Below are 26,986 nucleotides of genomic sequence, written 5' to 3' on the forward strand. Positions count from 1 at the left end.
CGGCCGCGTGCGCGGTGGTCGCGCGCGCCATCGAATGGCTGGCGAGGGCAGGACCCGCAACCGGAAATACGCCGGACGCTGAATGCCCGCCACCGGAACGGCAGGCCGTGACGCGGTGCCGTCCCGCGCCTGCGGTGCACGGGTATGCTGCAGCCGGAACGGCTGTCTGACAGGGGGCAACGACCGCATGGGCTTCATCGAGTCCCGGCAATCGGAGGCACGCGATCGCGCATTCGTCGGTCGCATGTACCGCATGCGCATGCTCGGGCTGGTGTTGTCGGGGCTGGCCGTGGCCGCGGTGCTGCACGAGAACGGCACCGGGCCGCTGGCGTGGGCCCTGCTGCTGCTCAATGTCGCGGCCTGGCCGCACCTGGCCCTGTGGCGGGCCAGGCGCAGCCGCATGCCGCGCGAGGCTGAATTGCGCAACCTCGTCCTCGACTCCGCGCTGGGCGGTGCGTGGGTGGCGGTAATGCAGTTCAACCTGCTGCCCAGCGTGCTGCTGATGGCGCTGCTGACGGTCGACAAGGTCGGGGTGGGCGGCTGGCGCTTCCTCGGGCGGACGCTGCCGCCGCAGTTCGGAGCCTGCCTGCTGGTCTCCGCGCTGCTCGGGTTTCCCGTGCAGCTGGAAAGCAGCATGGCGGTCGTCGTCGCATCGTTGCCTTTCCTCGTGGGATATCCGCTGGCGCTGAGCGCGGTGATGTACGCGCTCGCGCACCGCGTGGCGCAGCAGAACCGCCAGCTCGAACGCCTCAACCGCATCGACGTGCTGACCGGCCTGCCCAACCGGCGCCACTGGGACGAGGTCGCCGGCAGCGAACTGGCGCGCTACCTGCGCTCGCGACGCCCCGCGGTGGTGATGCTGATCGACCTGGACAACTTCAAGGAAGTCAACGACGCCCACGGCCACGCGGCCGGGGACGAAGTGCTGCGCCGCGTGGCGCAGGTGCTGCGCGAGTCGGTGCGCGAGATCGACACGCCGGCGCGCTACGGCGGCGACGAATTCGTGGTGCTGCTGACCGAAGCCGACGTGCGCGGCGCGCGCGACGTGGCCGAGCGCGTGCGCACCCGCTTCCTCGAGATACGCGGCGAGGCTGCCGTCTCCGAACACTGCACGCTGAGCATCGGCCTGGCCCAGGCCGATCGCCTGCTGGTGAACGCCGACGACTGGGTCCGCCGCGCCGACGCGGCCATGTACGGCGCCAAGGCCGGGGGCCGCGACCGGGTCAACGTGGCCTGAGCGGCGGCGGGCGCGCAGGCGCGGCGAACCGGAACTCCACCCGCACCCCGTAATGGTCCGATGCCAGGGTGCCGCCAGCGTCCGGCCGGTCGAGGATAATGTCCGCCCGCAGCGGGACGAAGGCGTCGCGCTGCAGCAGCACCTGGTCGATGTGCCGCGGCGGGTACTGGGCGAGGTCGAGCGTGGCGTGTGCGCGGTCGCCGGGCTGCATGTCCGGGTGCATCGCCGCGTAGGCGTCGGCGAACGGCTGCAGCAGCGGCTGCAGCTCCGGCGCGTCCATCGACGTGTTGAGGTCGCCGGCCAGCACCGACGGTGCGCCACCGGCCGTGGCGTCGATGTAGGCCAGCGCGTCGGCCACCTGTTCGGCGCGGATCGCGCCGCCTTGCTCCGTCCAGTGCAGGTGGGTGTCGTAGACGTTCATTTCGCGCCCGTCGATGGCGATGCGGACGTGGACGATGTTGCGGTAGTCGTCCAGTGGTTCCAGCGCCTTCCAGTCGTGGGCGAGGATCGGGTGCCGGCTGAGGATCGCGTTGCCGAAACGCCTGGGAGCGTCGGGTGCATCGACCGAAGCGAACACGTAGTCGTAGCCCAGCGCGTCGGCCAGCGTCTTCGCCTGGTTGGGCAGGCCGTCGTGCTGGAAGACTTCCTGCAACGTGACCACGTCCGGGCGGATTTCGCGCAGCCTGTCGACGATCAGCCGCTCGCGCCTGGGCCAGTCGCCCTTGTCGTGCCACAGGTTGAGGGTGACCAGGGTGATGTCCGGTGTTTCCGCGTCCGGTGCGCCGGTGGCGGGCGCGGTGGCGCAGGCCGCGAGCGCCAGTACTGCCGCGGGTGCCAGGACGCGGAGCAGGACGGGGAGGGTGGAACGCATGCGGCCTCCGGCGGGTCGGCGTTTGCAGGCCGCGATTGTCGCGCCGGCGATGCGAACGTGGCGTGGGCACGGTTCGTCGCCGCCCATGGTGCAGGCGCGGCTTCCAGCGCTGCTGGCCGCCTGAAGACCCTGTCTCCGTTTCTGGCGCTGTATGGGCGTGGCCGGCGGGTGGTTCGAGGCCCGGTCGCGCATCGATACGCCGACGAACATCGCGATGGAGAGTGGACATGCACGGACACCGGATCCTGGGGATCATGCTGCTGGGCCTGGCCGGATGCGGCGGAGCGGGGCACGACGCCACCGGCGCCGCGGCAGCCGAGCGCATGGAGACTGTGGCGCCCGCACCGGCCGGGGCCGCGGCGACGGACGTGGCAGCATCGGAGGAAGACGCGAATCCCGCGTCGCAGCCGCTGCACGCTGGCGACGTCGACGCCTACGCGCGCGGCATGGCCAGGGAGATCGAACTGCTGCAGGCCGGTTACGACAGGTTCGTGCAGGCAGGCGAGCAGCACGACGAGGATGCGCAGATGACGGCGCTGATGGAACTGTCCAGCCCGGACGTCGACGCGGCCGGGGCGAAGGCGGCCGGACTCGACGTGGCCCGCTACGGCTTCGTCAAGAACGCCATCGACACCGTGCTGGGCAAGCTGGACCTCAAGCAGGGGCTCGAAGGCAGCGAGGGCAGCGGGGACCTGCTCGCACAGCTGGGCGACCCCTACGCCGGCCTTGCCGACGAAGTGCGCGCGGCGATGGAAACGCACCGCCAGGAGCTGGCGAGGCTGCGCGCCGATGCGCTGGGGATACGGATGAAGGCTGCCGGCAGCTGAGCCGGCAGGCCCGGGTTCCCGGAGCGGCCACGCAGCCACTGCACCCGGGCCTGCCGCGCGTCCCGCGCCGGCACACGCCGTTGCCCGCCATCGGGCGCGCGGCCGCAGCGCTGTAGCCGCGGCATCCCTATCGGTTAGGCTTGCCGCTGGCCCAGACCAGGCACACCGGATGACCGCACCCGACGCGCCCGTCGACCGCGACGCAAGACTGCCCCGGCAGATCCCCTACATCATCGGCAACGAAGGCTGCGAGCGCTTCAGCTTCTACGGGATGCGCAACATCCTGGTGCCGTTCCTGGTCAGCAGCCTGCTGCTGGCCTACCTGCCCGAATCCGAGCGCGACGGTGCGGCGAAGGACATCTTCCACACCTTCGTCATCGGCGTGTACTTCTTCCCGCTGCTGGGCGGCTGGATCTCCGACCGCTGGTTCGGCAAGTACAACACCGTGTTCTGGCTGTCGCTGGTGTACTGCGCCGGCCACGCGTGCTTGGCGCTGTTCGAGGACAGCCGCGGCGGCTTCTACACCGGCCTGTTCCTGATCGCGCTGGGGTCGGGCGGCATCAAGCCGCTGGTCTCGGCGTTCGTGGGCGACCAGTTCGACCGCAGCAACAAGCACCTGGCCAAGGTCGTCTACGACGCGTTCTACTGGATCATCAACTTCGGCTCGTTCTTCGCCTCGCTGCTGATGCCGCTGTTCCTGCGCGAGTACGGGCCGAGCGTGGCCTTCGGCATCCCCGGCGTGCTGATGTTCATCGCCACGGTGGTGTTCTGGAGCGGCCGCAACAAGTACGTGCACGTGCCGCCGGCGCCGCCGGACCCGCACTCGTTCCTGCGCGTGGTGCGCACGGCGCTGTTCGCGCACGCGCCGGGGCAGGGGCGCGGCGGACTGGTGGTGTTCGGCCTCAGCGTGGTGCTGGCCGCCGCCGCGCTGGCCTGGCTGGTGCGCGACGACTTCGTGATCGCGGTGCTGCTGGCGCTGGGACTGCTGATGGCCGGCGGCGGCATCGGTGCCTCGATGCAGCTTGAACGCGCGCGCGGCGTGCACCCGGCGCAGGCAGTGGAAGGCGTGCGCGCGGTGCTGCGGGTGCTGATCGTGTTCGCGCTGGTCACGCCGTTCTGGTCGCTGTTCGACCAGAAGGCCTCGACCTGGGTCATCCAGGGCGGGGCGATGACCATGCCGCACGACCAGTGGTGGTGGCCGAGCTGGCTGGTCAAGGCGCCGGCGCAGATGCAGGCCCTCAACCCGCTGCTGGTGATGCTGCTGATCCCGTTCAACAACATGGTGCTGTTCCCGCTGCTGCGCAGGATGGGCATCGCGGTGACCTCGCTGCGGCGGATGGGCGCGGGCATCGGGTTCTCCGGCCTGGCCTGGATCGTGGCGGGCCTGCTGCAGCTGGCGATCGACGGCGGCGACGCGGTGTCGATCGCCTGGCAGATCGCGCCGTACGCGCTGCTGACGCTGGGCGAGGTACTGGTCTCGGCGACCGGCCTGGAGTTCGCCTACAGCCAGGCGCCACCGTCGATGAAGGGCGCGATCATGAGCTTCTGGATGCTGTCGGTGTCCTACGGCAACCTGTGGGTGCTGATCACCAACGCCGCGGTGCGCAACGACGCCGTGACCGCGCGCATCGCCGAGACCGGGATGACCGAGAACGCCTTCCTGATGTTCTTCTTCGCCGCGTTCGCGCTCGTGGTCACGCTGGTATTCGCCTGGTACGCCCGGCGCTACCCGATGCAGGAACACTACCGGACCGCCTGATGACCTTCTCGATCACGCTCGTCATCGTCATCGCCACCTGCGTCGTCTCGTGGCTGGCCTTCAACAACCGCCAGCTGCTGGACCGGCTGATCCTGTGGCCGCCGGCGATCGACCGCTCGAAGCAGTACGACCGGCTGGTCACGCACGGCTTCATCCATGCCGACATCGGCCACCTGGCCTTCAACATGATCACGCTGTTCTTCTTCGGGCGGCCGGTGGAGCAGGTGTTCGTGGAGCGGATCGGTGTGCCCGGCTTCGTGCTGTTCTACCTGTCGGCGATCGTGGTCGCGATCCTGCCGACCTACCTGCGCCACCGGCATGATGCGCAGTACCGCAGCCTGGGGGCTTCGGGCGCGGTGTCGGCGGTGCTGTTCGCGTTCATCCTGATGGCGCCGTGGACCGGGATCTACATCTTCTTCATCCCGATCCCGATTCCCGCGATCTTCTACGCGGTGCTCTACGTCGGCTACAGCATCTGGATGGACCGGCGCGGCACCGACAACGTCAATCACAGCGCGCACCTGTGGGGCGCCGGCTACGGCGTGCTGTTTGCGCTGGTGATGGAGCCGCGGCTGTTCCAGCACTTCCTGGCCGAACTGGCCAACCCGGCGTTCGGATAGCCACCGGGCCGCCGCACCGGCGTTGCGCCGGTGCCAGGGCTGGCCCGTCGGGTCAGCTGGCGGCCGTCTGGACCTGGATCGCGCCGGACGGGCGGTGGCCGGTGTCGTCGCTGCCGTAGGCCTGTTCCAGGCGGTCGTAGATCATCGAATCGAGCTGGTTGTACTCGCAGTTGCCGGTGTCACCGCTGCGGGTGAGCTCGAACAGGCGGGTCACGGCTTCGTGCTCGGCGTTGTCGTCGTGGTCGTACATGGTCTTCCTCCCCTTTCGCATTTAAGGGGAAGCAGCAAGCGTGCCAATGTCTCCGGCGGAGGGAGGCCGGCGGACGTGACGCAACGTGTCAGCAATCCACGTCCCGCGCCGCTGAATGACACCGGAAGGCGGCGTGGTTCGCTCACCCGGCGTGAATGGAGGCGATGCTATTGCTGCCTGCACTCACCCAACACCGGACACGGAGGCGAAATGGCGACCACGCGCAAGGCAGTCAGGAACAGGGCCACGGCAAGGAAGGCAAAGGTGGCCAAAAAGAAGACCGCCGCGAAACGGGCGCCGGCGCGCAAGGCGGCCCCGAAGAAGGCCACCGGCAAGGCGGTGAAGAGGACGGCTGCAAAAAAGGTAGCCACGAAAAAGACGGCCGCGAAGAAGAAGACAGTGGCCCGGAGAGTCTCTGCAAAGAAGGCTGTCGCGAAAAAAACGGCCGCCAGGAAGACGGTCGCGAAGAAGTCCACCCGCAAGACAGTGAAGAAGGCTGCTGCGAAGAAGGCGACGGCGAAGAAGACCACTGCCAGGAAGGCTGCGACGAAGAAATCTGCGGTGAAGAAGCCCGCCGCGAAGAAGGTCGCTGCGAAGAAGACCACCGCAAAGAGGGTGGTGGGCAAGAAGCCTGCTGCCAGGAAGGCGACGGCGAAGAAGTCCGTCGCCCGCAAGGTCGTGCGCAAGGCATCGAAGAAGGTCGTCGCCAGGAAGTCTGCCGCACGCAAGGCGCCTGCAGGAAAGACGGCCCGGAAGGCGGCGAAGAAGAGCGTCGCGAAGAAGACGGTTGCGAAAAAGGCCACCGGGAAGAAGGCCGCGACCCGGTCGCGCCGCCGCATCACCCCGGAGCAGGCGCTGGAGAACACGCGCAAGCTTCTCGAGGCCAAGCAGGAACACGACCGCCAGCCGCAGCCCTGGCAGCAGCTCGGTGACGCACACCCGTCGCCGACGCCGGACGGCTTCCAGTCGGAGCAGGCGGCAGCCAGGGCGGAGGAACTCCACGCCGCCGAGAGCCGGCTGCAGGCCACCCAGGGCAGCATCGGCACGCAGGGTCGCCACGACCAGGGCAAGCGCGACAACCGTTGAACACGACTGACAGGAGAACGTCCTTGGACAGCCCCGCAATCGACCACCAGGAAGACCGCAAGCGTTTCGCCACGCAGGTGGACGGCCATGAAGGCTTCGTCGAATACGAGCGCGCCGGCGACGTGCTCGTGATCACCCACACCATCGTGCCGCCGGAGATCGGCGGCCGCGGCATCGCCGGACAATTGGTGAAGGCCGCGCTCGACCACGCCCGCGCCGAAGGACTGAAGGTGCGGCCGGACTGCTCCTACGCCGACAGCTACATGCAGCGGCACGCGGAGTACGCGGACCTGCGGGCAGCGGGCTGACGCGGCGGCATCCCGGCGCCGCGACCGGCGCCGGGGACCTCCGGCGTGCCGCTATCGCGGCGTGGTACCGCCGGTCGGTGCGATTACCTGCCCCTGCACCGGCTCGCCGCGCTCGACGGCCTTGCCGTCCGCCGTGTAGTGCTCGAAGAACGCCGGCAGGCCGTTGCCCTGGCCGAAGACCGGGGCGTCCTGCAGGTGGAAATGCAGGTGCGGCTCGCTGGTGTTGCCGCTGTTGCCGCAGCGTCCGAGTTCGTCGCCGGGGTTGACCTTGTCGCCCGCCTTGACCACCACGCTGCCCTGGCGCATGTGCGCAAGCAGGGCGTATTCCCCGTTGCCCAGGTCGAGCATGACGTGGTTGCCGGCGATGTGGCTGGTATCGCGCGAGCCGATCGCCTGGTCGGGCAGGCCGTCCACCGCTTCCAGCACGGTGCCGGCTGCCGGCGCGAGGATCGTCTCGTTCCAGCAGTAGTAGTCCTCCAGCGCGCGGCCGTCGCCACGGTGGCTGCTGCCGTCGACGCGCTTGACCAGATCGTAGGCGAAGCGCTGGCCGGGCGAGGCGGCGTGGTAGTTCTGTTCGATGTCGTGGCCGCCCCAGAACACGTACCACTGGCCGTCGAACGGCAGCCGCAGGTGGCTCCTGGTCTGGTAGTCGAGGTAGGGCGAGGGCGCGGCCTCGGGCCTGGGCTGCACGAGGAAGCCGGCGACCTTGCCGGCATCGTCCACCGCCCACTGCATCAGGACCGGCACGGGCAGCTTGCTCCAGCGCGAGGTGCGCACGTAGACGTGGGCACCCTCGGCCTGCGCGGCCGATTCGTCGAGGACGGCTTCCTCTTCGCCGAGGTCGCCGGTCACCTGCGCACGGAACTTCGCCAGCGCCGCGGCATCGCCCATCGCGGCCTGCATCGACGGCGCCATCCGTGCCCACACGGCATCGGTGTCGCCCTGCAGGAACAGTTGCGACAGCTCGCGGCCCTCGCGCAGTGCGATTTCGTCGGTGGCGGTGGCGGTCGCTTCGGGCGCAGGAGCAGGCGCCGGTTGCTGTGCCGCCGCAGGCAGCGAAGCGAGCAGCAGCGCGAGCGCGGCGGACAGGGGGCGGATGGACATGGCGGGGTCTCCTCAGCTGCGGGGCGGGGCGGATTCGATCAGGGCGGCGATCTGCGCGCGATAGCGTTCCAGCGCGTCGCGGCCGGCGTCGGTGAGTGACGCGCGCGTCAGCGGGCGCTTGCCGCGGAAGCTCTTGTCGATCGACACCAGGCCGGCGGCTTCGAGCTTCGACAGGTGGCTGGACAGGTTGCCCTTGCTCAGCCGGCACACGGTTTCGAGGAAGCCGAATTCGACCAGCTCGGCGCCTCCGAGCACGGTGAGGATCGCCAGCCGCGCCGGCTCGTGGACCAGGCGGTCGACGGCGAGGACCGCGTCGATGGCATCCTGCGCCTGGTGCTTCATGCGCCGGCGGCCTCGTCGCGCAGGCCCAGTTCGTCGCGCAGCCGCAGGTAGTCGCGGTGTTCGCGCCAACCGGTGGGAATGGCGATGGCGGCGTACAGCCCGGCGACCAGGATCCAGTACCAGGGGTAGTGGAGGCCGACGATCACCACCGCTGCCTGGCAGACCAGCAACACGCCGACCAGGAAGTCACCCGTCGACCAGAACCAGCGCGCCGCGACCAGCGGCATCGCCGCCACGATCGCGATGTAGGCAATGCCGGGCCATTGCCAGGCGCGCGCGCCCGCTGTCCAGGCCACGCCGCCGATGATCAGCAATGCCATCACGGCCAGGTAGGCCACCATCCAGAAATGCCCGCGGCGCTGCCGGTCGGACAGTCGCTCGCGCACCGCGCCGGCGCGCTGGTAGTAGAAGGCGCGCAGCAGCTCCTTGGAAGCCAGCCACAGCAGCGGCGCGGCGACCAGCGCATACCGCCAGGCGGGTGTCAGCTCGACCGTGGCGCCGACGGTGAAGGCCGCCAGGCACAGGATCCCGCCGATCACCAGGCTCAGGCCGCCCGCGCTGCGGGAGTAGCGGGCGTAGCGGCCGGTGTTCTCGGCCAGGCGGGTCAGGGGATCGGTCGTGGTCTGCATGTCGGCTGCGGTTTGTTGGGCTGCAAATATGTTTGCAGTACAAACCATGCTTGTCAAGACCTGTTCCGGCACGGGGGACAGGCGGCGCCCGCAGCCGGTGCGTGCCGCGGCCCGGTCGATCTGCCAGACTGCGCGCCCGCCGCCACGCCCGATACGGATGCGACTCAACAAGCACATCAGCGACACCGGCTTCTGCTCGCGTCGCGAAGCCGACCGCCTGATCGGCGAAGGCCGGGTGACCGTCAACGGCTTGCACGCGCGCATCGGTGCCGAAGTCGGCGAGGGCGACGAGGTCAAGGTCGATGGCCAGGCACTGCGCGTGCGCAGCGCCGGCAAGGGCCAGCGCCGGCACGTCTACATCGCGCTGAACAAGCCGGTGGGCGTCACCTGCACCACCGAGTCGGCGGTGAAGGGCAACATCGTCGACTTCGTCGGCCACGAGCAGCGGATTTTCCCGATCGGGCGCCTGGACAAGGATTCGGAAGGCCTGATCCTGCTGACCAGCAACGGCGACATCGTCAACGCGATCCTGCGCGCGGAAAACAAGCTGGAGAAGGAATACCTGGTCGCCGTGAACCATCCGGTCACCGACGAGTTCCTGCGCGGCATGGCGCGCGGCGTGCCGGTCCACGGCCAGGCCACGCTGCCGTGCCGGACCGGGAAGCTGGGCCGCTTCGGCTTTCGCGTGGTGCTGGTGCAGGGGTTGAACCGGCAGGTCCGGCTGATGGCGGCGTTCTTCAAGTATCGGGTCAAGCAGCTGGTCCGGGTGCGGATCGGCAACGTGAAGCTTGGGCACCTGAAGCCGGGCCAGTGGCGCAACCTCACCGACGCCGAGCTGCGCGGCCTGCTGCCGCGCCACGAAGACTGGTAGCGCCTTGTGGGAGCTGGGGGAGCGGCCATGGCCGCTCCTGCAGGGGTGGTTGCGCCGGCACCGGCGGGCCGGGAACCCGGCCCGGACGATGCCCGCCGACCTCGGGTAAACCCCATTCACACTTCTCGCGGAAAGTGCGGTAAGGTGCGCCCACTGTTCTAGCCGGGATCACGGTACATCGTGGTTTCGATGCGGTAGATCTGCCGATCCGCTCCATCGCTTCGCGTTACCCCTTGCTGACACAGTCGCGGATCCGCTCGAAGCGGACCGTGTAAACCTCAAAAAACTGTTCCAAGGAGTAACACATCATGTCCGATCGTCAGACCGGTATCGTCAAGTGGTTCAACGACGCCAAGGGCTTCGGCTTCATCACCCCGGAAAGCGGCCAGGACCTGTTCGTCCACTTCCGCTCGATCCAGGGCAGCGGCTTCAAGTCGCTGCAGGAAGGCCAGAAGGTCTCGTTCAAGGTCGTGCAGGGCCAGAAGGGCCTGCAGGCCGACGAAGTGCAGGCCGAGTAATCCCGCACAGCGTCAGTCGCAACACCGAGCCCCGGGCGGAAACGCCCGGGGCTTTTTTTTGTTCTTCGGCCGCGTCCGGGAGGGCAATGCCGGCTGACGGTCCACTCGCAGGCCGGACGGCAACCCGACGGGCCCCGCTGCAGTCGGCAGGCCTTCGGGTGACGCGCCAGGGCCATCCGCACCCGTGCCTCTGCCATCGAACCAATGCAGCCTCTTTGCTCAGGCAGCCAAAGAACCGTTTCCCGGCGAGTCCCGCGCGCGCCATGTCAATCCGGGCATCACGCGGGGACTCCTAGACTGCCGGCATCCGGAATGCCCGGACTCCGTTGCCGAAGGGGAGCCGATCGCCATGAAACGCCTGACCGCCTGCTGCCTGCTGTTCCTGCTTGCCGCCTGCCAGCGCGAGGCGCCTGCGCCCGAGGCGCCGGCACCGGCACCGGCGCAGCCGGGGACGCCGGCTGCCGGGGCACCCGCCACCGCCGCGCCGGACGCACCGGTCAAGCTGGAAGACCGCATCGAGCGCGGCGACCACTACGTCATCGGCATCAGCTATCCGCCCGGCGTCGACAAGTACCCCGGCCTGGCCGCCGAGCTGCAGCGCTATTCCCAGGCCGCGCTCGACGAGCTGATGCAGGCGGTCGACGGCCTTGGCGGCGAAAAGCCCACCGCGCCCTACGACCTGTCGCTGGCCTACGACATGCTGGCCGACACCCCGCAGATCGTCGCCGTCGCCGCCAACGGCAGCAGCTACACCGGCGGCGCGCACGGCAACCCGCTGATCGCACGCTTCGTCTGGCTGCCGCAGCACAACGAACTGCTGACGGCGGACCGGCTGATCACCGGCAAGGACGGCTGGCAGGCCGTGTCCCGCGCCGTGCGCGAGCAGCTGCACGCGGCGCTCTCGCAGCGCATCGACGGTGACGACATCGAACCGGACGACCGCGCGGAGATGCTCAAGTCCGGCCTGAAGATGATCGACGAAGGCTCGGGCGCGGATCCGGACAACTTCAGCCAGTTCGAACCGGTGCTGGACGCGGCCGGGCGCATCACCGCGCTGCGCTTCGTGTTCCCGCCGTACCAGGTCGGCCCTTACTCCGACGGCGTGCAGGTGGCCGAAGTGCCGGCCAGCGTCCTGCTGCCCCACGTCGCCGAGGCCTATCGCGGACTGTTCGCCTCGCCGGGCGCGTAGCCGCCGTGCCGTGTTGCGGCCGGGACGGTGACGGCGACCGCGGCGCGGCGTTACCCTGTCGCGCGACCGCTCCCGAGTTGCCCGGAAGGCATGTCCGCATCCCATCCGTTCCGCGACCGACTGCAGGCCCTGCTGGCCGATGCCGATGTCCGCATCGACGGTGATCGTCCCTGGGACCTGCAGGTCCATGATCCGCACCTGCCGGCGCGGCTGGTCGCCGGTGGCTCGCTCAAGCTGGGCGAAAGCTACATGGACGGCTGGTGGGACGCCGAATCGCTCGACGGTTTCCTGGTCCACCTGCTCGATGCGCGCCTCGACGAACGCGCGCATGGCCCGGCCGACATCCGCGATGCGCTGCGCGCGCGCCTGTTCAACCTGCAGGCCGGGCGGCGCAGCTACGAAGTGGGCAAGCGCCACTACGACCTGGGCAACGACCTGTACCGTGCGATGCTCGGCAAGCGCCTGGTCTACAGCTGTGGCTACTGGCGCAACGCCGGCAACCTCGACGACGCGCAGGAAGCCAAGCTCGACCTGATCTGCCGCAAGCTCGGCCTGCGCGCGGGCATGCGCGTGCTCGACATCGGCTGCGGCTGGGGCGAGGCGCTGAAGTTCGCCGCGGAGCGCTACGGGGTCAGCGGCGTGGGGGTCACGATCTCGGAGGAGCAGGCCGCATTCGCGCGCGAACTGTGCGCCGGGCTGCCGATCGAGATCCGCGTGCAGGATTACCGCGAGGTCGACGAGCACTTCGACCGGATCCTGTCGGTGGGCATGTTCGAACACGTGGGCTTCCGCAACTACCGCCGCTTCTTCGAGGTCGCGCAGCGCTGCATGGACGATGACGGCCTGTTTTTGCTGCACTGCATCGGCAGCAACCGCTCGGTCACCCACACCGACCCGTGGATCGCGAAGTACATCTTCCCCAACTCGATGCTGCCGTCGGCCGCGCAGATCGCCACCGCCACCGAAGGCCTGTTCGTGACCGAGGACTGGCACAACTTCGGCGCCGACTACGACCGCACCCTGCAGGCCTGGCGCAGCAACGTCGAGGCCGCGTGGGACTCGCTGCCCGCCCGCTACGACGAGCGCTTCCGGCGCATGTGGCGCTACTACCTGGCCGCGTCGATGGCCAGCTTCCGCGTCCGCCGGATCCAGCTGTGGCAGCTGGTGCTGTCGCCGCACGGCGTGCCGGGCGGTTATGTCGCACCGCGCTGAAGGCCGCGCATCGCGCGGCTTTGCGCGGCGGGCCGGCATTGGGGATGATCGACGGCCTTCGTTTGCAATACCGGGACCGCAATGAGCCAGCCAGACATCGCCCTCGCCATCATCGGCGGCACCGGCGTCTACCGATTCGACGGCCTGCAGGACATCGAGGCGCACCAGCCGGTCACGCGCTACGGCGCACTGCCGGGACCGGTGCGCGTGGGCACGCTGGCCGGCCGGCGGGTGGCCTTTCTCGCCCGCCACGGCGAAGGCCATTCGGTGCCGCCGCACAAGGTCAACTACCGCGCCAACCTCGCCGCGCTGCAGTCGCTGGGCGCGACCCGGGTGCTGGCGCTCAATACCGTCGGCGGCATCACCGAGGGCTTCGGCCCGCGCGTGCTGGCCTGCCCGGACCAGCTGATCGACTACACCTGGGGCCGCATCTCGACGCTGTGCGAGGAGGAGGGCAGCAAGGTGCTGCACGTGGATTTCGGCGAGCCGTACACGCCGTCGCTGCGCCGGCAGGTGCTCGATGCCGCGCGTGCGGCGGGCGTGGCGCTGGTCGACGGCGGCTGCTACGGCGCCACGCAGGGGCCGCGGCTGGAAACCCGGGCCGAGATCGCGCGGATGCGCCGCGACGGCTGCGACCTGGTCGGCATGACCGGCATGCCGGAGGCCGGCCTGGCGCGTGAACTCGGCCTGGACTACGCCTGCCTGGCCATCGTCGCCAACTGGGCGGCGGGCGCGGGACCCGACGCCAGCGAGGTGATCACGCTCGACGACGTGCTCGCCAACGTCGAGGCGGCCTCGTCCGGTTTGCCGGCGTTGGTCACGGAAATGCTGTCGGGGTGATTGCAACCGCCGGGCATGCTTTGCATACTCGCGAGCGTGCGCCGGGGGACCGCAAGGGGCGTACGCACATCGTATCCAGACGAGGTAGGGAGAAACATGCAATACGGCACAGTAAAATGGTTCAACGACGCCAAGGGGTTCGGCTTCATCGCGCCCGAGGACGGTAGCGCGGATGTTTTCGTGCACTTCTCGGCCATCGAGGCCAAGGGCTTCCGCACGCTGCAGGAAGGCCAGCGCGTCAGCTACGAGGTGACCCAGGGGCCGAAGGGAGCCCAGGCCGCCGGCGTGCAGCCGGCCGACGCCTGAAACACGCCCACCGCGATTTCTTGAGCCCCGCTTCATTGCGGGGCTTTTTTTTGATGATGGCCGGAGCAGTTGAAGCCGCCTGCACGGGGGAAGGGATGCAATGACGCCGCACCATGTCGCCATCGTCGGCTATGGCACCGCTGGCCAGGCCGCCGCACTGCTGTTGTCGCGCGACGGGCACCGGGTCGAGGTGTTCGAACAGGCGGCCGAACCGGGTCCGGTCGGTGCCGGCTTCCTGCTGCAGCCGACCGGCCTGCAAGTACTGTGGTCGATGGGCTTGCTTGGGGAGGCGCTCGCGCACGGTGCGCCGGTGCGGCGCCTGTATGGCGAGACGCCATTCGGCCGGGCGGTGATGGACATGCGCTATGCCGGGCTCGATGCGCGGCTGCATGGGCTGGGCATGCAGCGCGGCGCGCTGTTCTCGCTGCTGGCGCGGGCCTGGCCGGGTTTCGGCGCGATGCACCGGGGGACGCGGATCACGGCGGTCGACCATGATGCGCGCCGCATCCGCGACGCGGCCGGGCATTGGCACGGGCCGTTCGACATGATCGTGCTGGCCGATGGCTCGGCATCGCGGCTGCGCGGCCACGTAGCGGATGGAGGTCTCGACCGGCCGTATCCCTGGGGCGCGCTGTGGTGCCTGGTCCCGCGCGGCGACTGGCCGTGGGGCGATGAACTGCGGCAGCGCTATGTCGCCGCGCGACGGATGATCGGGCTGCTGCCGGTCGGGACGCGGCCCGGCGACGAAATCCCGAGACTGAGTTTCTTCTGGAGCCTGCGCGGCGACGGTTTCGACGCCTGGCAGGCGGGCGGCATGGAGGCGTGGCGCGAGGAAGTGCGTGCGATCTGGCCGGACGCGCTCGGCTGCCTCGGCGAGGTGCAGGCGACGTCCCTCGCACGTGCCAGTTACCGGGATGCCGTCCCGCGCCGCTGGCGCCGCGGGCGCGTGGTGCTGGCGGGCGACGCCGCGCACGCGATGAGCCCGCAGCTGGGGCAGGGCGTGAACATGGCGCTGCTGGACGCGCTTTCGCTGCGCGACGCGCTGCGCGCGAACAACGGGGTCGAGGATGCGCTCGGGTGCTATGAGCGCGAGCGCCGTCGCCACGTACGGATCTACCAGTTCTGGAGTCGATGGCTGACGCCGCTGTTCCAGTCCGACCGGGACCTGGTGGCCAAGCTGCGCGACTTGGCCTTCCTGCCGCTGGGGCGGCTGCCGGGCGGGCGTGGCCACATGCTGCGCGTCCTCAGTGGCACGCAGCGCGGGCTGTTCGGTCGGCTCGGGCTGCGCGACGACTTTGTCGATGCACTTGCGGGCAAGGACGGCGCATGACGACGCAGGATCGCGGATTGCGCCAGAATCGGGGCACAGCAGGGAGCTTCGATCATGCAGCGTTTCCAGACCCATGTCATCGACAACCAGCCTCCGGAGTTCGCGCCGCGCGACTTGTGGAATGACGACATCGCCTTGCGCGGGGCGCTGGCGCGCGAGGGAGGCGACAGTCATGCCGACGGCGTCGCGCGTTACGGCGCGCTGGCGGGTGACGAGCTGTACAAGCTGTCGTTCGACGCCCACCGCGACCGCCCGCGGCTGCGCACGCACGACCGCTTCGGGCATCGCATCGACCTGGTGGAATTCCACCCCAATTACCACCGCGTCATGGCCGCGGCGATCGAGCACGGTGTCGCCGGGCTGTCGTGGGCCGAAGCGTCGCCCGGCGCGCACGTCGCGCGCGCGGCGCTGTGCTACCTGCACGGGCAGGTCGAACCGGGCAGCAGTTGCCCGCTGACCATGACCCACGCCGCCGTGCCGGTGCTGCGTCAGGCCCCGGCGCTGCGGGAGTGGGCCGACAAGGTCGCCGCCTGCCGCTACGACCCGCGCGATGTCGCCATCGCCGACAAGCCCGGCGTAACCCTGGGCATGGGCATGACCGAGAAGCAGGGCGGCAGCGACGTGCGCACCAACACCACGACCGCCACGCCGCTGGGCGGCAACAGGGACGAGTACGCGCTGGTCGGGCACAAGTGGTTCTTCTCCGCGCCGATGTCCGACGGCTTCCTTGTGCTGGCGCAGGCGCCCGGCGGGTTGACCTGTTTCCTGCTGCCGCGGCGGCTGCCGGACGGTACCAGGAACGCCTTTGCGCTGATGCGGTTGAAGGACAAGCTCGGCGACTGGAGCAATGCATCCGGCGAGGTCGAGTTCATGGAGGCCCGCGCCTGGCGCGTCGGCGAGGAGGGGCGCGGGGTGGCGAACATCCTGCAGATGGTGATGCTCACGCGCCTGGACTGCATGCTCGGATCGGCGGCGCAGATGCGCATGGCGCTGGCGCAGGCGCTGCACCATGCGACGCATCGGCAGGTGTTCGGCAAGCGGCTGGTCGAACAGCCGCTGATGCGCAACGTGCTGGCGGACCTGGCCATCGAGTCCGAGGCCGCGCTTGCATTGTCGATGCGGGTGGCGCGTGCCGTCGACGCCGCGGCAGTCGACCCGCGCGAGGCGGCGCTTGCGCGCATCGCCACCGCGATCGGCAAGTACTGGATCTGCAAGCGCGCACCGGCCTTCGTCAACGAGGCGCAGGAGTGCCTGGGTGGCGCCGGCTACATCGAGGAATCGATCCTGCCGCGGCTGTACCGGCAGGCGCCGCTGAACTCGATCTGGGAGGGCAGCGGCAACATCCAGTGCCTGGACGTGCTGCGCGCGCTGGCGCGCGAACCGGCATCGGTGGATGCGCTGCTGGCCGACCTGGACGCGGCGTCTGGCATCGACCGCGACTACGATGCCACGCTGTCCGCGCTGCGCGGCGCGTTGCACGATGCCGACGAAGCGGGCGCGCGGAGGCTGGTCGAGCGGCTGGCGTTGGCGCTGCAGGCGGGCGTGCTGCTGCGCGCCGGCAGCCCGATGGCCGGCGCGTTCTGCCGCAGCCGCCTCGGCCGTGAACATGGCCTGGCGTTCGGCACGCTGCCGGTGGAGCTCGATTTCGCCGCGATCCTCCGCCGCGCCTGGCCGTAGCCGGGGCGGCGGCCTCAGCGCCCGCGCAGCGCGCGGCGCCGCGCCAGGCTCGCTTCCGGCCACTGCCGGTCGCGGTCGTAGTACGCCGCCATCGCCGGCACGCCTTCGGGGATGGCCACCCACGGCTGCTTCGACGCCGTGAAGATGTGGATGTCGGGCGGGAACGCGTCCGGATCGTCCAGCGTGCCCACGCGCACGAACGCGATCGCCTTGCCGGCGCCGGCGTAGTGGCTCCACAGCGCGACGCGGCAGCGTGGGCAGCGCACGACCTGCTGGCCCTTGCCGCTGTTGGACGGCGTGTCGACGGTCTCCGGATCGCCGCACAGCAGTTCGACCCGGCCGGTCTCGATCATCGCGTTGAGCGCGAACGCGCTGCCGGTCTCGCGCTGGCACCAGCGGCAGTGGCAGCAGTGCACGAACAGCGGCGCGTCGGTAAGCCGGTAGCGCACGGCGCGGCAGGTGCAGCCGCCTTCATGCGCGGTGGTCTGGTCGGTCATGTGCAGCCTCCTGCGTCCGTCGCGGGGCCTGCATGCTAGCGCGCCGCCGCCGCCGCGCGCGCCCCGCGGCTCAGTCGAGGAACTGCAGCCGCGCCAGCTCCGCGTACAGCCCGTCCTGCGCGAGCAGCTCGGCGTGCGTGCCCTGGGCGACGATGCGGCCGCGGTCCATCACCACGATGCGGTCGGCCTTGAGTACGGTCGCCAGGCGGTGGGCGATCACCAGCGTGGTGCGGCCCTCCATCAGCCGCTCCAGCGCCTGCTGCACGGCGCGCTCGCTCTGTGCGTCGAGCGCGGAGGTCGCTTCGTCGAGCAGCAGCACCGGCGCGTCCTTGAGCAGGGCGCGGGCGATGGCGATGCGCTGCTGCTGGCCGCCGGACAGGCGCGCGCCGCGTTCGCCCAGTTGCGCGTCGTAACCGTCGGGCAGGGAGGCGAGGAAATCGTGCGCCTCGGCCGAGCGCGCCGCGGCTTCCAGTTCGGCGTCCGTTGCCTCCAGCCGGCCGTAGCGGATGTTCTCGCGCGCGCTGCTGGCGAAGATCGTCGGCTGCTGCGGCACCAGCGCGATGGCGTCGCGCAGCGTGGCCGGGTCCAGCGTGCGGATGTCCACGCCATCGAGGTCGATGCGGCCGCGCTGCGGGTCGTGGAAGCGCAGCAGCATCGAGAACACGGTGCTCTTGCCGGCGCCGGAGGGGCCGACCAGCGCCACCGTTTCGCCCGGCGTGACCTGCAGGTTGAAGTCTTCCAGCGCGGGCGCGTCGGGGCGCGAGGGGTAGTGGAAGGTGACGCCGTCGAAGCGCAGCCCGCCGCGCACGTTCGCCGGCAGTGCGTTCGGTTGCGCGGGGGCGACGATCCCGGGGCGTTCGTCCAACAGCTCGCCGATGCGGCCCATGCCGCCGGCGGCCTTCTGCAATTCGTTCCAGGTTTCGGCCAGGGCGCCGACCGAGCCGCCGCCGAGCACCGCGTACAGCACGAACTGGCTCAGCGTGCCCACCGTCAGGCGCCCGTCGATCACGTCGTGCGCGCCCGACCACAGCACCAGGGTGATCGCGCCGAACACCAGCGAGATCGCCATCGCCGTGACCAGCGCCTGCCAGCCGATGCGCCTGCGCGCGGTGGCGACCGATGCGGCGATGGCGGCGGAAAAGCGGCCGCGCTCGTACGGCTCGCGCGCGTGCGCCTGCACGGTGGGGATGGCGCCAAGTGTTTCGGCGGCCAGCGAGTTGGCATCGGCCACGCGGTCCTGGCTCTGCCGCGAGATCCGGCCCAGCTTGCGCCCGCCGATCACCAGCGGCAGCACGCACAGCGGGATGCCGACCAGCGTGTACGCCGCCAGCCGCGGGCTGGTCGCGACCAGCATCGCCAGGCTGCCGATCACCATCACCACGCTGCGCAGCGCCACCGAGACCGTCGAGCCGACCACGCTGCGCAGCAGCTCGGTGTCGGCGGTCAGGCGCGAGACCAGCTCGCCGCTGCGGCTGCGTTCGAAGAACGCCTGGTCCAGGCCGACCAGGTGCGAGTACAGGCGCTCACGCAGGTCGGCGACGACGCGTTCGCCCAGCAGCGAGACGAAGAAAAAGCGCGCGGCGGTGGCCAGCGCCAGCGCCAGCGCGACCGCGAACACCAGCAGGAAGGTGGCATTGATGTTGCTGTCGCCCGAGAACCCGTGGTCGATCATCCGCCGCACCACCAGCGGCAGGCTCAGCGTGGCGGTGCTGGACGCCGCCAGCGACACCAGCCAGGCCACCAGCAGGCCCTTCTGGCGCATGACGAACGGCCACAGCGCGCGCAGGCTGCCCATGCGCGGTTTCGGCTTGGCGGCGGCAGTGCCCGCGTCGGGCGTGGATGCGGGGTCCGGTTCGGGAATGTCAGCCATCAGCCATTGTCGTCGATCGTCACCCGGTTACGGGTGGCGTCGCGCAGGCGCAGTTTCAAGGCGTCGACGCCGTCTTCGGGCAGGCGCAGGACCAGCCGCACGCCGCTGGCGTCGAAGGTTTCCGAGAGTTTTTCGGCGGACGCAGCCGCAAGCGCGGCGTGGACGGTGCCCAGGTCGTCGAACGGTGCGCGCAGGATGACGTCGAGCATGGCCACCAGTTCGACGCGTTCGGCGCGGCGCAGGCATTCGGCCGCGGTGCCACCGTAGGCGCGGACCAGGCCGCCGGCGCCGAGCTTGATGCCGCCGAACCAGCGCGTGACCACGACCACGACGCGGTCGATGCCCTGGCCGTCGATGGCAGCGAGGATCGGGCGGCCCGCGGTGCCGGCCGGCTCGCCGTCGTCGCTGGAACGGTAGTCGTCGCCGATGCGCCAGGCCCAGCAGTTGTGGGTAGCGTCGGCGACGGACACACCGGCCAGTGCGCGCAGCGCCTGTTCGGTGCCTTCGACCGGGATGGCATTGGCGACGAAGCGGCTGTGTTTCACCTCGAGGGCATGGGTGGCGGCGGCCGCCAGCGTGTGCAGGGCCATGGCGGAACGTCAGTCGGCCAGCAGCGCGCGCAGGTCTTCGGGCAGCGTGGCCTTCGGGTAGCGGTGCTGGTATTCGCGCAGGCTTTCGCGCGCGTCTTCGAGCCTGCCTTCGGACACGAGCTGGCGTACGCGCCGCAGCCAGGCGTCCTGGACCCGGGGCGAATCGGCGGAGGCGGGTGGCTGGTCGTCGATGGGCTGGTCGGTGAATCCGTCGACGCGGCGCGTGCCCGTGACCACGACGCTGTCGAGCTCGTCGGCGTCTGCCCCGGCGCTGGCCGCAGCCGGTTCGACGGCATGCGCGGTCGTGCCGCTGGCGACAGCCGGCTGCGGTGCGCGGCGGGCAGGCGTCACTTCTGCCCGCTGCAGTCGGGCCTTCTCCGTGCCGGCTTTTGCCGCCCGGGCTTCCGCCGCGCGAGCGGAAGCCGCGTCCGTGGCCGGCGCCGGGGCGGGCGAGGCGACCGGGCTTGCTTCGGGCGGCTGCGCGGGCGCGACGGGAGCTGCCGGCGCCGGCGGGGCGGGCGGGGCCGGTGGTGGCGCGGGCGTGTCCATCGGCGAGGGCTCGTCGAAGACCACGGGCGGTTCGGGCGGCGGCGATGGCTGCGGGAAGGCCGTCGGGACGCGCTGCTGTTCGCGTTGCGTATCGGATGCGTCGGCGGCATCGTCGGCGGGCTTCGGTGCCGGCACGGGTGCCGGAGCAGCTCCGGCATCCGCGGCCGGCGGCTGTGATGCGGTTTTGGCCACGGCCGGCGCCGTGGTTTTGGCAGGCGCCGGTGCGGCTTCCCGCTGCCTGGCAACGGGTGCGACGGCGTTCGCGGACGGACCGGACGCCGCGCGCGGCGCCTCCGAATACGCGACCTGCATGTCGTCGACCGGGCGCAGCTGCCAGGCCAGCCCGCCGACGATGACGAGCGTGGCCGCCGCGCCGAAGGCGACCGGCCAGCGTCGGCGCGGGTGCCGGCGCGCGGTTGGCGTGCGGTGCGCGGATGCGGGCGCGCCCGCGCCAGCCGCGGCGCGCGCGGCCTCCAGGATGCGGGCGTCGAGCGCGGGCGAGGGCCCGCCCTGCGGGCCGGAGCGGGCAAGCCGGTCGGCCAGCGCGCGTTCTTCCGGCATGAGCGGGTCGCGATCGTCGCCGGGAAGTCGGGGATCGTGGCTCATCCGGCTTCTCCCAGCCGCAGGCGCAGCTTGTCCATCGCGTAGCGCAGGCGCGACTTCACCGTTTCCCGGCCCACGCCGGTGATGTCACCGATCTGTTCCAGCGTCAGCTCCTGTTCCAGGCGCAGCATGATCACTTCGCGCTGCTCCTCGGGCAGTTCGTCCAGCGCCAGCTGCAGGCCGCGGCGCTGCTCGAACTCCGACAGCGTGCGCTCGGGCGTGTCGGGATCGGGGATGCGCGCGGTGCGCTCGTCGGCGTTCTCCGGCGCGGGCGGCCGGTACTGCTGCGCGCGCCAGTGGTCGGCGATGCGGTTGTGCGCGATCCGGTACAGCCAGCTGGCGAACGACGCCTCCGGCGTCCAGCCGGCGCTTGCGGCGATCACCCGCTGCCAGATGTCCTGGAACAGGTCGTCCGCCAGCGCGCCGTCGCGCAGTTGGCCCAGCAGGTAGCGGTACAGGCGCAGCCGGTGGCGCGCGTAGAGCTGCTCGAAAGCGTCCATCCGGCCGGCCGCGTACGCGAGCATCAGCGTTTCGTCGCTGGCCTCATCGCTGGCCGCGGCCTCCGGGATGGCGACATCGTTCATTGGCGGCAGGTTAAGCGTTGCCGCGGCGCGGGAAAAGCCCGCCGCCGGCCGCCACGCCGTCAGCGGCACTGCCGGTATCGCCAGCGCGTTCATGTCCTGTCGCCTTCCATGACGTGGCAAACGTGCGTCGGCGCGCCGCGGGGTTGCGGTTTTATGGAAAAAGGCGGCATTTTGCTGAATGATGTCGCCCCGGGGGGAACCAGATGGCATGCGGACCTTGGCGCACACAATCACAACCCGGGCGCCGGAGGGCGGACCGGCCGGGCTGGCCGACCTTTTGGCGGCCACGTTGCCGACCGAGTCCAGGCTCGCCGTCGCCTGGAGCGACGTGCGCATCGATGGCGGCGTGTCGTACACCGGCAACGCGCCCCATGCGCTGATCGACCGCGCTCGCGACTCGCTCGAACACCTGGTGCCCAGCGGCGCCGACGCCGAGATCGTCGACGCCTGGAGCGACGCGGGCACGCACATCGCGCTGGCCGCGCGCCTGTCGCAGCCGCTGGCGCCGGGGTCGCACGTCGCGTGGCTGGAGCTCGCGCGCCGCACCATCGGCGCCACCCTGGCCGCGGCGCAGGCGCAGGCGCGCATCGAATCGCTGCAGAAGTCCGAGCGCCTGCAGCAGGCGCTGTACGAGATCGCCGACCTGGCCGGCTCGGGGCTCGAGATGCAGGAGATGCTCGGCCGCATCCACGAGGTCGTCGGCGGCCTGATGCAGGCCGAGAACTTCTACATCGTGCTGTACGACGACATCCGCGAAACCATCCGCTTCCTGTATTTCGCCGACCAGCGCGACCCCTACGTCGCCGATCCGGCGCAGGAACTGGGCCTGGACGAGATGGGCAACAGCGTGACCGTGGCGCTGCTGCGGCACGGGCAGCCGATCTTCGGCTCGTCCGAACACGTCCGCGAACGCCTCAACGTGCCGAACGACCCCTCGCACGGGCCCGACAGCGACGACTGGCTGGGCGTGCCGATGCGGCGCGAGGGACGCGTCAGCGGCGCGATCGTGGTGCAGAACTACGTGCAGGCCGCGCGCTACACGCACGAGGACCGCACGCTGCTGGAGTACGTCGCCCAGCACATCCTCACGGCGCTCGACCGCCGCCAGGCGCGCGAGCAGCTCGAACGTCGCGTCCACGAGCGCACGTACGAACTGCAGCAGGCCAACATGGTGCTGCAGGCGGAGATCATCGAGCGCCAGCGCGCCGAGAAGCTGCAGCGCGCGCTGTACCGCATCACCGCGCTTTCGGTCACCGCCGGCAGCCTGGAGCGTTTCTACGCCGACGTGCACTCGATCGTCGGCGAGCTGCTGTACGCGCGCAATTTCTACATCGCGCTGCTGTCGGCCGACGGCGCGCAGATCGAGTTTCCGTATTCGGTCGACGAGCGCGACCTGACCCGCGAGTCGCGCCGCCTGGCCCGCGGCCTGACCGAGTACGTGCTGTCGACCGGCACCGCGCTGCGGGCCGACCGCGCGGCCATCACCGAGCTCGAGAGCACCGGCGCGGTGCGCAGTTTCGGGCCGCTGGCGCACTGCTGGATGGGCGTGCCGCTCAAACGCGACGGCACCGTCGTCGGCGCGATCGTGGTGCAGAGCTACACCCCCGAGATCAGCTTCGAGCAGCGCGACCAGGAGCTGCTGACCTTCGTTGCCCACCACATCGACAGCGCGCTGGCGCGCAAGCGCGCACAGGAACACCTGAAGGCCGCGCACGCCGAGCTGGAGTTCCGCGTCGAGGCGCGCACGCGCGAGCTGGAAGGCGCCAACCGCGAGCTGCGCGCGCAGATCGGCGAGCGCGTGCGCGCCGAGCAGAAGCTGACCCACCAGACGCGCCACGACGGCCTGACCGGCCTGCCCAACCGCGTCCTGCTGCTCGAACGCCTGGACGCCGCGATCGCGCGGATGGGCGAGCCCGGGCGGCCGGGATTCGCGGTGCTGTTCCTCGATCTGGACCGGTTCAAGCTGGTCAACGACAGCGCAGGCCACGCGGCCGGAGACGAGATGCTGGTCGAGGCCGGGCGCCGCATCACCGCCACCCTGGGCGAGCACACCCTGGTCGCGCGCCTGGGCGGGGACGAGTTCGCTGCGCTGGTCGAGGGTGTCGACGGTCATGCGGCGGTCGAGTCGCTGGCGGCGATGCTGCTGGAAGAGCTCGGCAAGCCGATGTGGGTCGCCGGGCGGGAGCTGTTCCCCTCGGCCAGCATCGGCATCGCGCTGTGGGAGCCGCGCTACCGGCAGGGCGAGGAGATGCTGCGCGACGCGGACGCGGCCATGTACCGCGCCAAGGCGCACGGGCGCGACCGCAGCGCGCTGTTCGACGAGGAAATGCGCGCCGAGGCCACGCGCCTGCTCGACCTGGAGGCCGACCTGCGCCGCGCGATCTTCGCCGATGCGTTCGTGCCGCATTTCCAGCCCATCGTGCGCCTGGACGACGGCGCGGTCGTCGGCCACGAGGCGTTGCTGCGCTGGAACCACGAACTGCACGGGCCGCTGCCGCCCGCTGAGTTCATCGGCGTGGGAGAGGACAGCGGCCTGATCGAGCAGGTCGACTGGCTGATGTACCGCCGCGTGTTCGACTGGATGACGCGCAACCGCGAAGGCTACGTGTCGATCAATGTTTCGCCGCGCCACTTCCACTCCGAGACCTTTGCCGACCGGCTGCTGCAGATGCTCGACGATGCCGGCGCCGACCCGCGCCGGCTGCGCATCGAAATCACCGAAGTGGCCCTGCTGGAAGACGCGCCGCGCATCCTGCGCATGCTCAACGTGCTGCGCGGACGCGGGGTACTCGCGCTGCTGGACGACTTCGGCACCGGGTTCTCGGCGCTGTCGTACCTGCACCGGTTCCCGATCCAGGCGTTGAAGATCGACCAGAGCTTCGTCGCGGGCCTGGGCGGCGAGATGCATGCCGAAAGCCTGGCGCTGGTGCGCGCGATCCTGGCGCTGGCCGGCACCCTCGGGATCGACACGATCGGCGAGGGCATCGAGACCGGGGGGCAGCGCGACATCCTGCGGCAGCTGGGCTGCGAGTACGGGCAGGGGTTCCTGTATGGGCGGCCCGAGCCGGAGCCGCCCGTCGGCGACGCGTAGGGACGAAGCACCCCGGCCCTTCTCCAGGGTGCATGAGAAGGTGCCCGGAGGGCGGATGCGGATGCGGATGCGGATGCGAGCGCGAGCGCAGCGAGCTGCTCCTGCTGTTTCCGCGAATAACAAGATCAAGTCCAAGTACAAGATCAAAAGCGTTTCGCGCTGAGCGCGCGAGCCACCTTTCTTTGCTTGTGCAAAGAAACCTGGCGCAAAGAAACACACCCCGCCTGCGCGCCCGCCGCTGCGCGCCGGGTCCGCGGAGCCGGCGGGATTTTCCGAGGGGGCATCCTGCCCCCGCGGAAAACGCCGCACATCCATGTGCGGCGCCCCTGCGGGGTCTTGTCCGCCGGCTCCGCCGCTTCGGAGGGGCCCCGGAGGTCAAGAGCAAGATCAAAGGCAACAGCAACAGCAAAAAAACCTTGTGGGAGCGGCTATAGCCGCTCCCACGACAGCGGCAGGTCGGGGCCGTGCCCCTGACGCACGGTTCCATCCCTTGAACCCTGCCGGCGCGCCCGTTTTTCCCGCCGACCCGCTAATCCGCCACCGCCGCCTCGCGGCGATCGCCATCCACCAGTGCCTGCGCGGTTTCGACCAGGCTGGTGAATTCGGCCCGCTGCGGGTTGCCGTCCTGGGCCAGTTTCGCGCTGCGCAGGATGTCGTCCCAGTCCCAGCCGCTGATGCGGGTGCCGCCGCGCAGCGCGTCGGCGTAGGCCGCGACGGTGGCGGCGAAGCGCAGGGTGGGGCTCGGCGTGGGGCGCAGCGACGTGCGGGCGATGGGGGTGGTGATCAGGCGGCTGGCGTCCTCGCCGGGGCGCTTGTAGCGCAGGCGCAGGTGCGCGGTTTCATCCGTGCGCGCATCCGCCGGGGCCGGCGCGTTGCCGTAGCGCAGCGGCGGCAGCTGTTCGGCGCCGGAGCCGACCGGGGTGATCTCGTACAGCGCGGTCACCTCGTGGCCGGCGCCGATGTCGCCCGCGTCGACCTTGTCGTTGGCGAAGTCCTCGTTGCGCAGCACGCGGTTCTCGTAGCCGACCAAGCGGTACTCGGACACCAGCGCGGGATTGAATTCGACCTGGATCTTCACGTCGCGGGCGATGGTCAGCAGGGTCGAACCCATTTCCTGCACCAGCACCTTGCGCGCCTCGGCGAGGCTGTCGATGTAGGCGTGGTTGCCGTCGCCGATGTCGGCCAGCTGTTCGGCCAGCGCATCGTTGTAGTTGCCGCGGCCGAAGCCGAGCGTGGTCAACGCGATGCCGGACTTGCGCTGGTCGGACACCAGCGTTTCCAGCGCGCCCTGGTCGACGGTGCCGACGTTGAAGTCGCCGTCGGTGGCGAGGATGACGCGGTTGACGCCGCCTTCGACGTAGCCCTGCTTCGCCATTGCGTAGGCCAGGCGGATGCCGTCGCCGCCATTGGTGGAACCACCGGCCTGCAGGCGTTCGAGCGCGGCCAGGATCTCGCCGCGACGGTCGCCGGGCGTGGGCGGCAGCACCAGGCCGGCGGAACCGGCGTAGACGACGATCGACACGCGGTCCTGGGGGCGCAACTGGTCCACGAGCTGCTTCATCGACTGCTTGAGCAGCGGCAGCTTGTCGGGCGAATACATCGATCCGGACGTGTCGATCAACAGCACCAGGTTGGCTGGCGGCAGCGTCGCGGCCGGCACGTCATAGCCCTTGATACCGATCATCAGCAGCTGGCGTTTGCCGTTCCACGGCGCCGGCGCAAGTTCGGTGGTGACCCGGAACGGGACATCGGGCGACGCCGGTGCCGGATGGCCGTAGCGGAAATAGTTGATCATCTCCTCGGCGCGCACCGCGTCGGCCGGCGGACGCATGCCGTCGTGCAGCATGCGGCGCACGTTGGCGTAGCTGCCGGTGTCCACGTCGATGGAGAACGTGGAGACCGGCTGCTCGCTGGCCCGATGCACGGGATTGTCCTCGTGCGCGGCGTAATTCTCGGTGTTGGCGGGCTGCCAGCCCGGCGCGGGGGGCGCAGGCGGCGGTGCCATGGCATAGGCCTCCAGCGCCATTGCGTGGCGCGTGCCGGTCACCTGGACGCGGTCGAGGCTGGCCTGCTTCCCGGCCTCCGCCGGGGCGACAACCGCTGGCGCGGGCGCCGCCTGTGCGACATCGGCCACCGCGGCCGGCTGGGTGTCGTTGCCGACCGTGCTGCAGGCGGACAGGGCGATCGCAAGGATCAGGGCGGAAGCAAGAGCGTGGCGTTGCATGC

General features: G+C 70.3%; 26 protein-coding genes. 15 read left to right on the plus strand and 11 right to left on the minus strand.

Annotation, left to right across the window (positions count from 1 at the left end; all coding sequences use genetic code 11):
• Positions 1-244 precede the first annotated feature (244 nt).
• A complete protein-coding gene (locus ABD679_RS12915; protein ID WP_344760402.1) occupies positions 245-1,237 on the plus strand; it encodes a sensor domain-containing diguanylate cyclase in 993 nt (330 codons plus the stop codon).
• Here ABD679_RS12915 and ABD679_RS12920 read toward each other — a convergent pair.
• Positions 1,224-2,108, minus strand: a complete 885-nt coding sequence (locus tag ABD679_RS12920; RefSeq protein WP_344760403.1) for an endonuclease/exonuclease/phosphatase family protein — start codon at positions 2,106-2,108, stop codon at positions 1,224-1,226. The genes ABD679_RS12915 and ABD679_RS12920 overlap by 14 nt on opposite strands.
• 227 nt (positions 2,109-2,335) lie before the next feature.
• On the opposite strand from ABD679_RS12920, the gene ABD679_RS12925 reads away from it, so the two are divergent.
• The 3 genes from ABD679_RS12925 (at position 2,336) to ABD679_RS12935 (ending at position 5,314) form a co-directional block, all read left to right on the plus strand.
• A complete protein-coding gene (locus ABD679_RS12925; RefSeq protein ID WP_344760404.1) occupies positions 2,336-2,935 on the plus strand; it encodes a hypothetical protein in 600 nt (199 codons plus the stop codon).
• Positions 2,936-3,104: 169 nt separating this feature from the next.
• The gene (locus ABD679_RS12930; protein ID WP_344760405.1) at positions 3,105-4,694 is read left to right on the plus strand and encodes a POT-type proton-dependent oligopeptide transporter; all 1,590 of its coding nucleotides are present in this window, start codon (positions 3,105-3,107) and stop codon (positions 4,692-4,694) included.
• Complete coding sequence (locus tag ABD679_RS12935) at positions 4,694-5,314, plus strand: rhomboid family intramembrane serine protease (protein WP_344760406.1); 621 nt, start codon at positions 4,694-4,696, stop codon at positions 5,312-5,314. The genes ABD679_RS12930 and ABD679_RS12935 overlap by 1 nt, the downstream gene beginning before the upstream one ends.
• Before the next feature lie 52 nt (positions 5,315-5,366).
• On the opposite strand, the gene ABD679_RS12940 is transcribed toward ABD679_RS12935, so the two are convergent.
• Positions 5,367-5,564, minus strand: coding sequence for a hypothetical protein (locus ABD679_RS12940; protein WP_344760407.1), 198 nt, complete (start codon positions 5,562-5,564; stop codon positions 5,367-5,369).
• 210 nt (positions 5,565-5,774) lie between these two features.
• Between ABD679_RS12940 and ABD679_RS12945 the strand changes: the two genes are divergently transcribed.
• Positions 5,775-6,650, plus strand: a complete 876-nt coding sequence (locus ABD679_RS12945; RefSeq protein ID WP_344760408.1) for a histone H1-like repetitive region-containing protein — start codon at positions 5,775-5,777, stop codon at positions 6,648-6,650.
• A gap of 23 nt (positions 6,651-6,673) precedes the next feature.
• Complete coding sequence (locus ABD679_RS12950; RefSeq protein WP_344760409.1) at positions 6,674-6,958, plus strand: GNAT family N-acetyltransferase; 285 nt, start codon at positions 6,674-6,676, stop codon at positions 6,956-6,958.
• A 51-nt stretch (positions 6,959-7,009) separates the two neighbouring features.
• On the opposite strand, the gene ABD679_RS12955 is transcribed toward ABD679_RS12950, so the two are convergent.
• From ABD679_RS12955 to ABD679_RS12965, 3 genes are read right to left on the minus strand one after another with little or no spacing between them, the layout of a single operon-like run.
• Positions 7,010-8,062 carry a M23 family metallopeptidase gene (locus tag ABD679_RS12955; protein ID WP_344760410.1) on the minus strand — a complete coding sequence of 351 codons (1,053 nt, stop codon included), beginning with the start codon at positions 8,060-8,062 and terminating at the stop codon, positions 7,010-7,012.
• 12 nt (positions 8,063-8,074) lie between these two features.
• The gene (locus ABD679_RS12960; protein WP_344760411.1) at positions 8,075-8,404 is read right to left on the minus strand and encodes a transcriptional regulator; all 330 of its coding nucleotides are present in this window, start codon (positions 8,402-8,404) and stop codon (positions 8,075-8,077) included.
• The gene (locus tag ABD679_RS12965) at positions 8,401-9,033 is read right to left on the minus strand and encodes a hypothetical protein (protein ID WP_344760412.1); all 633 of its coding nucleotides are present in this window, start codon (positions 9,031-9,033) and stop codon (positions 8,401-8,403) included. Before ABD679_RS12965 ends, ABD679_RS12960 begins: the two co-directional genes overlap by 4 nt.
• A gap of 157 nt (positions 9,034-9,190) precedes the next feature.
• Here ABD679_RS12965 and ABD679_RS12970 point away from each other — a divergent pair, with 157 nt between their 5' ends.
• From ABD679_RS12970 to ABD679_RS13005, 8 genes are all read left to right on the plus strand, one after another.
• Positions 9,191-9,904: a pseudouridine synthase gene (locus tag ABD679_RS12970; RefSeq protein WP_344760413.1), complete on the plus strand. Its 714-nt coding sequence runs from the start codon at positions 9,191-9,193 to the stop codon at positions 9,902-9,904.
• 308 nt (positions 9,905-10,212) lie between these two features.
• Positions 10,213-10,422: a cold-shock protein gene (locus ABD679_RS12975; protein WP_344760414.1), complete on the plus strand. Its 210-nt coding sequence runs from the start codon at positions 10,213-10,215 to the stop codon at positions 10,420-10,422.
• Between the two features lie 349 nt (positions 10,423-10,771).
• The gene (locus ABD679_RS12980; RefSeq protein WP_344760415.1) at positions 10,772-11,611 is read left to right on the plus strand and encodes a DUF3298 and DUF4163 domain-containing protein; all 840 of its coding nucleotides are present in this window, start codon (positions 10,772-10,774) and stop codon (positions 11,609-11,611) included.
• 90 nt (positions 11,612-11,701) lie between these two features.
• On the plus strand, positions 11,702-12,823 hold the full coding sequence (gene cfa / locus ABD679_RS12985; protein ID WP_344760416.1) for a cyclopropane fatty acyl phospholipid synthase: 1,122 nt from the start codon (positions 11,702-11,704) through the stop codon (positions 12,821-12,823).
• Positions 12,824-12,904: 81 nt separating this feature from the next.
• A complete protein-coding gene (locus tag ABD679_RS12990; protein ID WP_344760417.1) occupies positions 12,905-13,663 on the plus strand; it encodes an S-methyl-5'-thioinosine phosphorylase in 759 nt (252 codons plus the stop codon).
• Positions 13,664-13,759: 96 nt separating this feature from the next.
• Positions 13,760-13,969 (plus strand): cold-shock protein, encoded by a 210-nt coding sequence (locus tag ABD679_RS12995; protein WP_344760419.1) that lies wholly within the window; start codon positions 13,760-13,762, stop codon positions 13,967-13,969.
• Between the two features lie 100 nt (positions 13,970-14,069).
• Positions 14,070-15,299 (plus strand): FAD-dependent oxidoreductase, encoded by a 1,230-nt coding sequence (locus tag ABD679_RS13000; protein ID WP_344760420.1) that lies wholly within the window; start codon positions 14,070-14,072, stop codon positions 15,297-15,299.
• A gap of 54 nt (positions 15,300-15,353) precedes the next feature.
• Positions 15,354-16,976, plus strand: a complete 1,623-nt coding sequence (locus ABD679_RS13005; protein WP_344760421.1) for an isovaleryl-CoA dehydrogenase — start codon at positions 15,354-15,356, stop codon at positions 16,974-16,976.
• Positions 16,977-16,990: 14 nt separating this feature from the next.
• Here the strand turns inward: ABD679_RS13005 and ABD679_RS13010 are convergent, their stop codons facing one another.
• From ABD679_RS13010 to ABD679_RS13030, 5 genes are all read right to left on the minus strand, one after another.
• Positions 16,991-17,473: a GFA family protein gene (locus ABD679_RS13010; RefSeq protein ID WP_344760422.1), complete on the minus strand. Its 483-nt coding sequence runs from the start codon at positions 17,471-17,473 to the stop codon at positions 16,991-16,993.
• 70 nt (positions 17,474-17,543) lie between these two features.
• Positions 17,544-19,343, minus strand: coding sequence for an ABC transporter transmembrane domain-containing protein (locus ABD679_RS13015; protein ID WP_344760423.1), 1,800 nt, complete (start codon positions 19,341-19,343; stop codon positions 17,544-17,546).
• Entirely contained in the window at positions 19,343-19,933 is a 591-nt protein-coding gene (locus ABD679_RS13020) for an IMPACT family protein (RefSeq protein WP_344760424.1), read from the minus strand. Before ABD679_RS13020 ends, ABD679_RS13015 begins: the two co-directional genes overlap by 1 nt.
• Positions 19,934-19,942: 9 nt before the next feature.
• Positions 19,943-21,088 carry an outer membrane protein assembly factor BamD gene (locus ABD679_RS13025; protein ID WP_344760425.1) on the minus strand — a complete coding sequence of 382 codons (1,146 nt, stop codon included), beginning with the start codon at positions 21,086-21,088 and terminating at the stop codon, positions 19,943-19,945.
• Positions 21,085-21,669, minus strand: a complete 585-nt coding sequence (locus ABD679_RS13030) for an RNA polymerase sigma factor (RefSeq protein ID WP_344760426.1) — start codon at positions 21,667-21,669, stop codon at positions 21,085-21,087. Before ABD679_RS13030 ends, ABD679_RS13025 begins: the two co-directional genes overlap by 4 nt.
• A gap of 208 nt (positions 21,670-21,877) precedes the next feature.
• On the opposite strand from ABD679_RS13030, the gene ABD679_RS13035 reads away from it, so the two are divergent.
• A complete protein-coding gene (locus ABD679_RS13035) occupies positions 21,878-24,760 on the plus strand; it encodes an EAL domain-containing protein (protein ID WP_344760427.1) in 2,883 nt (960 codons plus the stop codon).
• A gap of 529 nt (positions 24,761-25,289) precedes the next feature.
• Here ABD679_RS13035 and ABD679_RS13040 read toward each other — a convergent pair.
• A complete protein-coding gene (locus ABD679_RS13040) occupies positions 25,290-26,984 on the minus strand; it encodes a vWA domain-containing protein (RefSeq protein WP_344760428.1) in 1,695 nt (564 codons plus the stop codon).
• Between the last annotated feature and the right edge of the window lie 2 nt (positions 26,985-26,986).

The sequence above is a fragment of the Luteimonas lutimaris genome (assembly GCF_039537065.1).
Taxonomy (GTDB): Bacteria; Pseudomonadota; Gammaproteobacteria; order Xanthomonadales; family Xanthomonadaceae; genus Luteimonas; species Luteimonas lutimaris.

Bases quoted from the DNA above. Each gene is read 5' to 3' on its own strand.
- ABD679_RS12975 (WP_344760414.1), top strand. From the start codon at position 10,213: ATGTCCGATCGTCAGACCGGTATCGTCAAGTGGTTCAACGACGCCAAG.
- ABD679_RS12960 (WP_344760411.1), bottom strand. From the start codon at position 8,404: ATGAAGCACCAGGCGCAGGATGCCATCGACGCGGTCCTCGCCGTCGAC.
- ABD679_RS13035 (WP_344760427.1), top strand. From the start codon at position 21,878: ATGCGGACCTTGGCGCACACAATCACAACCCGGGCGCCGGAGGGCGGA.
- ABD679_RS13040 (WP_344760428.1), bottom strand. From the start codon at position 26,984: ATGCAACGCCACGCTCTTGCTTCCGCCCTGATCCTTGCGATCGCCCTG.
- ABD679_RS13005 (WP_344760421.1), top strand. From the start codon at position 15,354: ATGCAGCGTTTCCAGACCCATGTCATCGACAACCAGCCTCCGGAGTTC.
- ABD679_RS12935 (WP_344760406.1), top strand. From the start codon at position 4,694: ATGACCTTCTCGATCACGCTCGTCATCGTCATCGCCACCTGCGTCGTC.
- ABD679_RS12955 (WP_344760410.1), bottom strand. From the start codon at position 8,062: ATGTCCATCCGCCCCCTGTCCGCCGCGCTCGCGCTGCTGCTCGCTTCG.
- ABD679_RS12970 (WP_344760413.1), top strand. From the start codon at position 9,191: ATGCGACTCAACAAGCACATCAGCGACACCGGCTTCTGCTCGCGTCGC.
- ABD679_RS12930 (WP_344760405.1), top strand. From the start codon at position 3,105: ATGACCGCACCCGACGCGCCCGTCGACCGCGACGCAAGACTGCCCCGG.
- ABD679_RS12920 (WP_344760403.1), bottom strand. From the start codon at position 2,108: ATGCGTTCCACCCTCCCCGTCCTGCTCCGCGTCCTGGCACCCGCGGCA.
- ABD679_RS12995 (WP_344760419.1), top strand. From the start codon at position 13,760: ATGCAATACGGCACAGTAAAATGGTTCAACGACGCCAAGGGGTTCGGC.
- ABD679_RS12945 (WP_344760408.1), top strand. From the start codon at position 5,775: ATGGCGACCACGCGCAAGGCAGTCAGGAACAGGGCCACGGCAAGGAAG.
- ABD679_RS13025 (WP_344760425.1), bottom strand. From the start codon at position 21,088: ATGAGCCACGATCCCCGACTTCCCGGCGACGATCGCGACCCGCTCATG.
- ABD679_RS13000 (WP_344760420.1), top strand. From the start codon at position 14,070: ATGACGCCGCACCATGTCGCCATCGTCGGCTATGGCACCGCTGGCCAG.
- ABD679_RS13015 (WP_344760423.1), bottom strand. From the start codon at position 19,343: ATGGCTGACATTCCCGAACCGGACCCCGCATCCACGCCCGACGCGGGC.
- cfa (WP_344760416.1), top strand. From the start codon at position 11,702: ATGTCCGCATCCCATCCGTTCCGCGACCGACTGCAGGCCCTGCTGGCC.
- ABD679_RS13030 (WP_344760426.1), bottom strand. From the start codon at position 21,669: ATGAACGATGTCGCCATCCCGGAGGCCGCGGCCAGCGATGAGGCCAGC.
- ABD679_RS12980 (WP_344760415.1), top strand. From the start codon at position 10,772: ATGAAACGCCTGACCGCCTGCTGCCTGCTGTTCCTGCTTGCCGCCTGC.
- ABD679_RS13020 (WP_344760424.1), bottom strand. From the start codon at position 19,933: ATGGCCCTGCACACGCTGGCGGCCGCCGCCACCCATGCCCTCGAGGTG.
- ABD679_RS12940 (WP_344760407.1), bottom strand. From the start codon at position 5,564: ATGTACGACCACGACGACAACGCCGAGCACGAAGCCGTGACCCGCCTG.
- ABD679_RS13010 (WP_344760422.1), bottom strand. From the start codon at position 17,473: ATGACCGACCAGACCACCGCGCATGAAGGCGGCTGCACCTGCCGCGCC.
- ABD679_RS12925 (WP_344760404.1), top strand. From the start codon at position 2,336: ATGCACGGACACCGGATCCTGGGGATCATGCTGCTGGGCCTGGCCGGA.
- ABD679_RS12965 (WP_344760412.1), bottom strand. From the start codon at position 9,033: ATGCAGACCACGACCGATCCCCTGACCCGCCTGGCCGAGAACACCGGC.
- ABD679_RS12915 (WP_344760402.1), top strand. From the start codon at position 245: ATGTACCGCATGCGCATGCTCGGGCTGGTGTTGTCGGGGCTGGCCGTG.
- ABD679_RS12990 (WP_344760417.1), top strand. From the start codon at position 12,905: ATGAGCCAGCCAGACATCGCCCTCGCCATCATCGGCGGCACCGGCGTC.